The 10,577-nt window shown below is 73.2% G+C and carries 9 protein-coding genes; 5 read left to right on the forward strand and 4 right to left on the reverse strand.

From position 1 onward, the window contains the following. Window positions 1-184 precede the first annotated feature (184 nt). From VI078_16800 to VI078_16820, 5 genes are all read left to right on the forward strand, one after another. Window positions 185-1,783, forward strand: coding sequence for a peptide-binding protein (locus tag VI078_16800; GenBank protein ID HEY6000947.1), 1,599 nt, complete (start codon window positions 185-187; stop codon window positions 1,781-1,783). A 37-nt stretch (window positions 1,784-1,820) separates the two neighbouring features. Beyond that, a complete protein-coding gene (locus VI078_16805) occupies window positions 1,821-2,444 on the forward strand; it encodes a hypothetical protein (GenBank protein ID HEY6000948.1) in 624 nt (207 codons plus the stop codon). A 76-nt stretch (window positions 2,445-2,520) separates the two neighbouring features. Then, window positions 2,521-3,054 (forward strand): hypothetical protein, encoded by a 534-nt coding sequence (locus VI078_16810; protein HEY6000949.1) that lies wholly within the window; start codon window positions 2,521-2,523, stop codon window positions 3,052-3,054. 134 nt (window positions 3,055-3,188) lie between these two features. Then, window positions 3,189-4,172 (forward strand): ABC transporter permease, encoded by a 984-nt coding sequence (locus VI078_16815; protein HEY6000950.1) that lies wholly within the window; start codon window positions 3,189-3,191, stop codon window positions 4,170-4,172. Between the two features lie 8 nt (window positions 4,173-4,180). Next, window positions 4,181-5,050, forward strand: a complete 870-nt coding sequence (locus VI078_16820; protein HEY6000951.1) for an ABC transporter permease — start codon at window positions 4,181-4,183, stop codon at window positions 5,048-5,050. 176 nt (window positions 5,051-5,226) lie between these two features. Here the strand turns inward: VI078_16820 and VI078_16825 are convergent, their stop codons facing one another. The 4 genes from VI078_16825 to larB are packed head-to-tail and all read right to left on the reverse strand — an operon-like array spanning window position 5,227 to window position 10,299. After that, on the reverse strand, window positions 5,227-6,729 hold the full coding sequence (locus tag VI078_16825) for a hypothetical protein (GenBank protein HEY6000952.1): 1,503 nt from the start codon (window positions 6,727-6,729) through the stop codon (window positions 5,227-5,229). Between the two features lie 54 nt (window positions 6,730-6,783). Next, window positions 6,784-8,364 (reverse strand): hypothetical protein, encoded by a 1,581-nt coding sequence (locus tag VI078_16830; GenBank protein HEY6000953.1) that lies wholly within the window; start codon window positions 8,362-8,364, stop codon window positions 6,784-6,786. A gap of 7 nt (window positions 8,365-8,371) precedes the next feature. Continuing rightward, entirely contained in the window at window positions 8,372-9,538 is a 1,167-nt protein-coding gene (gene larC, locus VI078_16835) for a nickel pincer cofactor biosynthesis protein LarC (protein HEY6000954.1), read from the reverse strand. Beyond that, window positions 9,535-10,299, reverse strand: coding sequence for a nickel pincer cofactor biosynthesis protein LarB (gene larB, locus VI078_16840; protein HEY6000955.1), 765 nt, complete (start codon window positions 10,297-10,299; stop codon window positions 9,535-9,537). The genes larC and larB overlap by 4 nt, the downstream gene beginning before the upstream one ends. Window positions 10,300-10,577 lie beyond the last annotated feature (278 nt).

The following is a 10,577-nucleotide window of genomic DNA, read 5'->3' on the forward strand; positions in this document are numbered from 1 at the left end:
GTGAACCCGCGGAGCGGCGCGTCCGGCCTGAGCACCAGGCGCCGGCCGTCGTCCTCCAGCGACGCGTGCACTGCGATGCCCGCGCCCGCGGCGCCCGAGGCCAAGTAGGGCCCTCGTGAGCGCCGCCGCCCGCGGCTTGCACCGGAGAAGCACCGCGGCCCTCGCGGGCGCCGTCGCGATCGGGATGGCGCTGGCGCTCGCCGGCTGCCGCCGGGAGGAGCCGGCGCCGAAGCCGGCGGCCACCGCCGGCGGGGAGCAGGGGCCGGAACGGGGCGACACGATCGTCGTCGGCAGCATCGGCGACGCCTCCAACCTGCTGCCGGCGCTGGCCGCGGACAGTTCCTCCTTCGAGATCATCGGGCTCGTCTACAACGGGCTCGTCCGCTACGACAAGGACCTGAACATCGAGGGCGAACTGGCCTCCTCGTGGGAGGTCTCGCCCGACGGATTGCAGATCACGTTCCATTTGCGGCCGAACGTGAAGTGGCACGACGGCGCGCCGTTCACGGCCGCGGACGTCGAGTTCACCTACCGGACGATGGTCGACCCCAAGACGCCGACCGCCTACGGCGAGGATTTCAAGCAGGTCAAGAAGCTCGAGGTGCTCGACCCGCTGACGGTCCGGGTCACCTACGGCGAGCCGTTCGCGCCGGCGCTCATCTCCTGGGGCTTCTCGGTGATGCCGAAGCACCTGCTCGAGGGCAAGGACCTCACGAGTTCGCCGCTGGCGCGCGCGCCGGTCGGCACGGGGCCGTACCGCTTCGCCGAGTGGAAGACGGGCGAGAAGATCGTCCTCGAGGCCTGGGACGGCTACTGGGAGGGGCGGCCGAACATCGACCGCTACCTCTACCGGATCATCCCGGACAGCGCGACGATGTTCCTCGAGCTCTCGGCAGGGAACCTCGACGAGATGTCCTTGTTCCCGGCGCAGTATGCGCGCCAGACGGACACCGAGTTCTTCAGGAAGAACTATCGCAAGTACCGCTACCTCGCCGACGCCTACACCTATCTCGGCTTCAACCTCAAGCTGCCCTTGTTCCAGGACAAGCGGGTGCGCCAGGCGATCTCCCACGCCGTCAACAAGCAGGAGATCATCGATATCGTGCTCCTCGGCCTGGGGCAGGAGGCCACCGGCCCCTACAAGCCGGGGACCTGGGCCTACAACCCGCAGGTGAAGCGCTACGCCTACGACCCGGCGCGGGCGCAGGCGCTGCTCGCCGAGGCCGGCTGGAACTCGAAGGGCCCCGACGGTGTCCTCATGAACGGAGGCAAGCGTCTGGCGTTCACGGTGATGACGAACCAGGGCAACAAGACGCGAGAGCAATGCGCGCAGATCATCCAGAAGAACCTCAAGGCGGTCGGGATCGACGTCTCGATCCGGGTCGTCGAGTGGGCGGCGTTCCTGAAGGAGTTCGTCAACCCGAGGAAGTTCGACGCCATCATCCTTGGCTGGTCGCTCTCGCGCGACCCCGATCAGTACGATATCTGGCACTCCTCCAAGACGGGGCCGGCCGAGCTCAACCACGTTTCCTTCAAGAACGCCGAGGTCGACTCCTTGCTCGAAAAGGGTCGCCGCACCTTCGACCAGGAGCAGCGGCGTCAAGCCTACTTCCGTCTTCAGGAGGTCCTCGCCGAGGAGCAGCCGTACGTCTTTCTCTACGATCCGGAGGCGCTGCCGATCGTCGCGGCCCGCTTCCGGGGCATCGCCCCCGCGCCGGCCGGGATATCGTACAATTTCATCAAGTGGTGGGTGCCGCGGGGCGAGCAGAAGTACGCGCGCTAGGCGCGGCGCGCCCGCCCCGGAGGGAGGCTGAGAGACGATGAAGGCCCCGGTTCTCGCGCTGACGGCGGTCCTGGGGGCCGCTGCGGTGCTCGCGGCGGCCGCGCCGGCGCGCGCAGAGGAAGACTTCTGCCCCATGGGCGGGATGCAGGTCAAGGCCGAGGTCAACAGGGACAAGGCCATCGCGTGGGCGAAGGAGCGGCGCAATGCGGCCGTCGTCGAGGATGAGGGCGGCGAGTGGTCCGTGGTCGCGCAGAGCGCGGCCGGCGGCGACATCGCGATCCTGGTGCAGCCCGGCTTCGTCTTCGTCGGGATCGCCGGCAAGGGCAACGGGGAGATCGACGCGCGCGAGGCCGAGAAGGCGTTCGGGCGCGAGCTGCGGGACCTGGCGGACGCCGTCAAGAAGGACCTGGACGAGCTGCAGCGGGCGGACGTCGTGAACCTCGACAGGCGCGACGTGGCGGATCTGGCCGCTGCCGTCGCCCTCGGTGTCTTCGCGAGGGAGGGGCGCGAGTGGAAGCACTCGACCGTGGACTGCGTCGGGACCGACGTCGACACCTCCGCGCTCGAGGCGCCCGAGGAGCTCGAGGAGCCGGCGGAGTCGCAGGAACCCGAGCAGCCGCCGGAGCCGGAGCAGGAGCCGGAGGCCCCGGAGCAGCAGTAACATCGCCGGGGCGGTGGGGGTACACACCGTCGAAGGGGTGCGTGCAACCGACCATCACAGAGAAGGAGGCGGAGTGATGAAGCGTTCGATTCTGGCGCAGGCGGTGGCCGTTGCGGCTGCCGGGGTGCTCGTCGCGGCGGCCGTGCCGGCGTTCGCCGGCGAGGACTTCTGCCCCATGGGCGGCATGCTCATCAAGGCGCAGGTCGACAAGGAGAAGGCGGTCGAGTGGAGCAAGGACTACCGCAAGGCGGTCGTCGCCAACGAGGACTCCGACGACTGGTCCGTGCTCACCCTGAGCAAGACCGACGACGACATCGCGATCGTCGTGCGCGCGGGTTCGGTCTTCTTCGGCGTCGCCGGCAAGGGCAAGGCCGAGGTGGACGCGCGGCTGGCGGAGAAGGCCTTCGGGCGCGACCTGCGCGACCTGCCGGAGGCGATCAGGAAGGACCTCGAGGCGCTGCGCAAGGCCGGCGGGGTCGCCATCGAGGGCTCGGACGTCGACAACCTCGCCAAGGCCGCAGCGCTCGGGACCTTCGAGAAGGCGCGGCGCGACTGGGAGCTCACGAAGCAGGACTGCACCGGCACCGACGTCGACACCTCCGGGTTGTAAGCCTCGGGGCGGGCCTCGGCGCCCGCCGCGCATCGGCTCCGGGCGCCGCACGCCGGCCCCGGGGCCGATCGTCGTTTCCGGGATCCGCGTGTCCGCTGGCGCGGCCCCGCCCGTTTCACTAGAATAGGCCTCCGATGGCCGTCTACATCGCCCGGCGCCTGCTGCTCATGATCCCGCTGCTCGTCGGGATCACGGTCATCTCGTTCCTCGTCGTGCACCTCGCGCCGGGCGAGCCCACGGACATGATGACCGATCTCAACCCGAAGGCCTCGCTCGAGGCCAAGGTGCGCCTGCGCGAGCTCTACGGCCTCGACCAGCCGCTGCACGTGCAGTACTGGCGCTGGGTCTCGCGCCTCGCGCGCCTGGACTTCGGGACCTCGTTCTCGGCCGACCGCCGCCCGGTGCTGGAGAAGACCCTCGAGCGCATGCCGGTCACGATCGGTCTGAACGTGCTCTCGGAGATCTTCGTCTTCGCCATCGCGATCCCGGTCGGCATCCTCGCCGCGGTGCGGCGCGGCTCGCTCTTCGACAAGGGCTCGACCGTCGCGGTGTTCTTCTTCTTCTCGGTGCCGACGTTCTGGCTGGCCCTGCTGGCGATGATCCTCTTCGGCGTGAAGCTCGGGTGGCTGCCGATCTCGGGACTGCGCTCGGTCAACCACGACCTGCTCGGCCCCGGGGGCCGCGCGCTGGACCTCGCGCGCCACCTCGTGCTGCCGGTGGTCGTGGGCAGCATCGGCGGGCTGGCCGGCATCTCGCGCTTCATGCGCTCGGGGATGCTCGAAGTCGTCCGCCAGGACTACGTGCGAACCGCCCGGGCCAAGGGGGTGCCGGAGGGGAGCGTCATCTGGCGGCACGCGCTGCGCAACGCGGTGCTGCCGATCATCACCATCCTCGGGCTCTCCGTCCCGGGCCTCATCGCCGGCTCGGTGATCTTCGAGACGATCTTCGCGATTCCCGGGATCGGCCAACTCATGTGGCAGGCGGTCATGGCGCGCGACTACCCGATGATCCTCGGGAACCTGGTCATCTCGGCGGTGCTGACGCTGGTGGGCAACCTGCTCGCGGACGTCGGCTACGTCGTCGCCGACCCGCGGATTTCCTTCGGCGGCAGGAGCTGACGGCGGCGATGACCCGCGCCGCGAGTCACGCGGACCGACGGCGCTTCGTCCGTCTGCTCGCCGCGCGCCTGCGGGAGAACCGCCTGGCGATGGCCGGCCTCGTGCTCGTCGCCCTGCTGGCTGCCACGGCGCTCGTGGCCCCCTGGATCGCGCCGCACGACCCGACGGCGATCGACGCGCGGACCATCCTCACGGGCCCCAGCGCCGCGCACCTGCTGGGGACGGACGACCTGGGGCGGGACGTGCTCTCGCGCCTGATCTACGGCGCGCGCATCTCGCTGGCGGTCGGCTTCGTGTCGGTCGGCATTGCCGTGCTCATCGGCGCGACGCTCGGGGCCTGCGCCGGCTACTTCGGCGGCCTCGTCGATGCGGTGGTGATGCGCTTCGTCGACATCATGCTCTGCTTCCCGAGCACGTTCCTGATCCTGGCGGTCATCGCCTTCATCGGCCCGAGCATCTGGAACGTGATGTTCGTCATCGGCGTCACCGGCTGGATGGGCGTCTGCCGGCTCGTGCGCGCGGAGTTCCTGACCCTGCGCGAGCGGGACTTCGTCGTCGCGGCGCGCGCGCTCGGCGCCGGGGACGCGCGGCTGATCTTCCGGCACATCCTCCCGAACGCGATGGCACCGGTGCTCGTCGCCGCCGTCCTCGGCGTGGCCGGGGCCATCCTCACGGAGAGCGGCCTCTCGTTCCTCGGACTGGGGGTGCAGCCGCCGACGCCGTCGTGGGGGAACATCCTGACCGCGGGCAAGGACAACATCGACGTCGCGTGGTGGCTCTCGTTCTTCCCCGGCCTCGCGATCACGCTGACGATGCTCGGCTACAACATGCTCGGGGAGGGGCTGCGAGACGCGTTGGACCCCCGCCTGTCGGAGTAGTCAAGCTTCGGGCTGCGCACCCGGAAGGACGCCGGCTTTGGCGTTGGCTTGGCGGGGCGCTCAGAAGGGTCCAGATGCAAGGAGGGCGACGAAGCGGATGCTGAGGCGGGCTCGTGCCCGCCGCAGGCAGACGCGAGGAGCCCAACGCCGCAGATGGGCCCTTATCAGCGTCCCGCCTACCCCTGCGCGGCGCCCTTGAGCTTGAGCAGGGCGGCCGAGACCTCCTCCGTCGTGCGGAAACGCTTCGTGAGGTTCTTCTCGGTGCAGCGCTCGACCAGTTCGTCCAGCCACGGCGGCACGTCCGGGACCAGTTCCCGCACGCGCCGGCGGCCGAGGTGGTCGGTGCCGCCGGTGAGGAGTTCGAAGAGGATGACACCCATCGAGTAGATGTCGGCCTGCCGGTCGGGCGGAAGCCCGGCGAGAACCTCCGGCGAGGCGTACGGCTCGGCCGGGGTGGCGGCGCCCTGGATCCGGATGTTGTTCTCCATGTCGACCGCGACCGCCTCCGGCGTGAGGCAGCCGTAGAGCACGTTCGCGCGGTGGCTCTCGGCGAGCGCGCGCATCGCCTGCACCCACAGCCGCATGCAGTAGCGCGGCTCCATCCGCCCCGCGTGGATCATGCTCCGGAGGGAAAAGACGCGCTCGCCCGGCGCGCCCCGGTCGGCGCCCTCGTCGGCCTCGATCATCGCGGCCAGATCCTCGGGGGACGGCGGCGGCTCGGGGGCCAGCTCGAGTTCTTCGACCTCGAGGTCGATGTCCGCCGGGGCCGGCCGTGCCGGCCGCGGCCGCTGTGGCTGCGCGCCCTGGGCGACCGCGCCCGCCCGCGTGAGCAGCGACTGCAGGCCGGAGGCAGCGCGCAGGTGCCCGGGCACCGCCGCGAGGACGGCGCGGTACGCCTCCGCGGCGCGCTCACGCTCTCCGGCCAGCGCGAGCAGCGCAGCGTGGGTCGTGTGCTGCTCCGCGTTGCGCGCCGTGACCCCGGCGTCGCCGAGGAGCGGCCGGTAGGCCTCCGCCGCCTCCGCGTACATCCGCTCCTCCTCGAGCAGCCGCGCCGCCCGGGCGTGGTTGCCGGCGGCGGAGTACTCGCGCGCGGCCGCCACCGCGTTGCCGAAGAGCTCGAGCGCCTGGGCGGCGCGCAGGTGGTCGCCCTTGTTGCGGAAGATCTTCGCCGCCTCGACGTAGTTCTTCGTCCGCATGTAGATGCCCGCGGCGCGCAGCGAGCCGCCGGAGCGGACATGCAGCGCCGCAGCGGTCTCGAGCTCGCCGGCCGCCTCGTAGCAGTCGGCGGCGCGCGGCAACTCGCGCGCCCGCTCCCAGCAGGTCGCCGCCTTGAAGGAATCGCCCGCCTCCTCGTACCGGGCGGCCGCCGCGGCGAAGTTGCCCCGCCGCTCCTCCGTCTGTGCCTGCGCGAGCGGATCCGCCGCCGGCGCGGCCGCGCTGGCGCGGACTTCACCGAAGAGCCTGCGGTAGACGAGGAACGCGACGGGCAGCAGGACGACGACGGCGAGCAGGGCCACGACGAGGACCGCCGTGCGCGAGGCCGCGTCGACCACCTCGAGCCCCGCCGGGGCCGCGTCTGCTGCCGCGCGAGCCGCGGCGGGCGCGGACAGCGCCACGATCGTAGCGCTGGCGCGCACGCGGAGGCCGACGGCAGACGGCGCGCGATGATGCCTCTTCATGGGATCCGTCGGGGAGTATGCCGCATGGGACCGCGGCCCGGCAAGTGCGCCGCCCTAGCGCGCCGGCAGGTCACCGACCGCGAGCGTGATCCGCGAGCGTGATCCGGCCTGCGTCCAGCCGGCGGCGACGCCGGCGGTTCTCACCGCCGCGATCAGCTCGAGGTCGCGCGCGACGTCGGGGAGGCCCCGCTGTCGTGCGCGCAGCAATCCCGCGACGGGCGCGGCATAGCGGCGCACGGCCGGGAGCAGCCGCGCGACATCGATCGCCGAGACGGACTCCAGCGCCGCGCCCGCCGGCAGCGCCGGCACGGCGCCGGTGGGCGCGGCGTCGGGCCCGAGCGCCTCGATGAGCGCCGGCTGCGTGGCGAGGACGAGCCGGCCGCCGGCCGCCGCCCCCCAGAGGTCGAATTCCCCCGCGAGCGGCAGGGACTCGCGCGTCGACAGCGCGGTGCCCCAGCGCCCGGCCGTGGCGCTCCGCGCGTCGGGGGGGAAGAGACGGCGCAGCGCCTCCTGCGCCGCCGCGCCGTCCCGCATCGCGATTGCGAGCAGGCCGTGCGGCCGCGGAAAGAGCCCGGCCTCCTCGACGGACGTGATCGCCAACGCGAACCCGTCGCCGAGGGCCGGCAGCCAGGCCCCCGCCACGCCCTGGCGCCGGGCCACGGCTGCGGCGCGCTCCGCCAGGAAGTCCGCGAGGAAGGCGGGCGGCGGACCCGCCGCCGCATGGGAGAGCAGGGGGGCGATGCCCGTCAGTGCGAGGGGCAGGGGCGGCTTCGCGCCGGGTTGGAGGCGCGCGCTCGCGCCCGGCGCGTCGACGAAGACGTCCACCGTCACCGGCTGTCCCGCGGCCACAACCGCGCCTGCCGCCGCAGGGGGGGCGCCCGAGGGGCCCGCGGTCCACTGCGGCAGTCGGCCGCCGCGCGCGAACAGGCGCAACGTCCCGCCCTCGGGCAATGCCGCTGCGACGCGCCGCCAGTCCTCGCTGCCGGTCAGGGCGCGGTCCCCGGCGCCCCCCGCGAGGCGGGCCGCCTGCCGCGTCAGGTCCGGGTTGCTGCCGACGACGAGCAGTCTGCCGGAGACGAAGAGACGGATCGCGCCAGCGCCCGCGCCGACGGTGACGACCGTCGTGCCGCCGAGGTCCTCGGGGGTGACGCCGGCGCCAAGCAAGCCGGCGCGCAGCGCGGCGCGCCCTGCCGCGGCGAGGGCCCAGCCTCGCAGACTGAGTCGTCCGGCCGTGATCCAGGGGACGTCGGCATCCGGTTGCGGCGGCGGGCCGTCGCCCGAATACCACGCGGCGGCCGCATCGGTGCCGACGAGGTCGAGAAGGAGGCCGCGGCGCCCGGGGGTGAAGCCGGTGACGCGACCGATCGCGGCGCGAAGATCGTCGAGCACCCGCACCGCCTCGCTGCGCTCGAGCCAGGAATACGTCGGGCCGGCGGCGAACGCCGCGGCAAAGCGCGTGTCGTCCACCTGCGCGAGCACCCTGCCCGCGCCATGCAGCTCCACCGCGACGCGGGCGCCGTCGGGGAGCAGTTCGCGCGCCGCGCGCCGGTCCCACGAGGCGAGGGCGACCGCCACCGCGGCCGCCACGGCGACGGCGAGCAGCAACCGCCGCACGGAAAGCGCGCCGCGCGCCATGTCGCGGCTAGGGGCGCGCGCGCCGCGCCGCGTCGAGGACCTCGCGCAGCGGCCGGCCGGTCCGCTCGGCGATGCGCCGGCAGTCCTCGTACTCCGGCTCGAAGCGCACCGGTTCCCCGCCGAGGTCCGCCGTCTTGACGCGGACGGTGCCGCCGTCGAGCGCGACCTGCGTCTCGCGCCGCCGCAGGACGACCCTCGCCGTCCGCCGCACCCGGTAGCCGAGCGTGCCGGTCTCGCGCACGAGCAGCGCGCCGAGCGCGGACTCCGTGCCCTCGGGCGCGACGACGGTGAGCAGGTGTCCCGGGCGCCCCTTCTTCATCAACACCGGCGTCACGAAGGCGTCGCGCGCGCCCTCGCGCAGCAGGCGCTCGAGCGTGTAGGCGACGATCTGCGGCGAGAGATCGTCGAGGTTCGTCTCGATCACGACGACCTGCTCGCCGTCGCTCTCGGGCTCCGCGGCCCCGAGCAGGACCTGGAGGCAGTTCGGGCGCCCCGGGAAGTCGCGCCCGCCGGCACCGAACCCCGTGCGTTCGAGCGTGAACGCCGGCGCCGCCGCGGACGGCTCGGTGAGGACGGCAAGCAGCAGCGCGCCTGTGGGCGTCGTCTTCTCCCCGTCGTCGCCGTCGGAGATGACCGTGTGCCCGGCGAGCAGGCGCGCGGTCGCCGGCGCGGGCACGGGAAAGACCCCGTGCGCGCCGCGGACCGTCCCGCCGCCGAGGTTCACGGGCCCGGCGAACGCCCGGCCGATGCCGAGCGTGCGCCAGCCCCAGAGCGTGCCGACCACGTCGACGAGCGTGTCGGCGGAACCCAGTTCGTGGAAGTGGACCGTCCCCGGGGTGGCGCCGTGCGCTTCGGCCTCGGCGCCGGCCAGCCGCTCGAAGGCGCGTCCGGCTTCGCGCAGGACCGCTGGGTCGAGCGTCGCCGCCCGCAGCGCCTCCTTGACCTGCGCGAGCGTCCGGAACGTCGGCTCGGGGCCGTCGAAGGAGGCGTCGACCTTGCAGGCGCGCAGTCCGTGGCGCTCGACGGTGCGCGCCTCCAGGCGCAGCCCGGGCAACGGCAGGCGACGCAGGGCCGCCGCGAGGTCGGCCGGGTCGAGGCCCAGGTCGACGAGCGCCCCGAGGAACATGTCCCCGCTCGCGCCCGAGAAGGCGTTGACGAGCGCCGTCCGCGTCATCGCCGCCGTCCCTCGCCGAGGAGGTTGATGCGGTGCGCGAGGACGGCCGCGCCGAAGCCGTTGTCGATGTTCACGACACCGACGCCGGCGGCGCAGGAATTGAGCATCGTCAGCAGCGGGGCGATGCCGCCGGCGCCCGCACCGTAGCCGACGCTGGTCGGCACCGCGACGAGCGGGCGGTCGACGAGGCCGCCGATGACGCTCGCGAGCGCCCCCTCCATGCCTGCGACGACGATCAGCACGCGCGCGCGCCGCATCGCGTCCCGATGGCGCAGGATGCGGTGCAGGCCGGCGACCCCGGCGTCGTAAGCGGTGCGGACGCCGCTGCCGAGCGCGCGCAGGGTCTCGACCGCCTCCTCGGCGACCGGGATGTCAGCCGTCCCCGCGGTCATGACGAGGACGAAGCCGCGGGTGCGCGCCGGGGGCCGCTGCGAGACCGTGATCACGCGGCCCGCCTCGTTGTAGCGAGCCCGCGGCACCGCGGCACGGACGGCGGCCCACGTCTCGGGGGTCGCGCGGGTGGCCAGCACGTTGGCTCCGGCCGCAAGCAGCCGCCCGACGATCGCCGCGACCTGCGCCGGCCGCTTGCCCTGGCAGAAGACGACCTCGGCCTGCCCCTGGCGCAGCCCCCGGTGGTGGTCGATCGCCACGAACCCCAGCTCTTCCGTGGGCCAGTTGCGCAGCCGCTCGAGGGCGCCGGCGACGCCGAGCGAGCCGCGGCGCACCTGCTGGAGCAGCCGCGTGAGCTCCTCGCGTTCCATGCGCCGCAGTATAGCAGAGGCCCCCGGAGCGCCGCGGCGGGGCTGTGCTATAGTCTCGGCCCGGACCATCGCACGCGAAGAGGAGCTCTGAAAGCCGGCCGTGCTCACGCTCTGGCATGCGGACGACACGGAGGTCGTCCTTCACCGCCTCGGCGCCGACGCCGAGCGCGGGCTTGCGCCCGCGGAGTCGAGCCGCCGCCTGCGCGAGCACGGGCCCAACGCGGTGTCGGCCGCCGGCGGCGCGACGGGCCGCTGGCCGCTCGCGCGGCAGGTGTTCG

This window comes from bacterium (genome assembly GCA_036524115.1).
In the GTDB taxonomy this organism is placed as follows: Bacteria; JAUVQV01; JAUVQV01; order JAUVQV01; family DATDCY01; genus DATDCY01.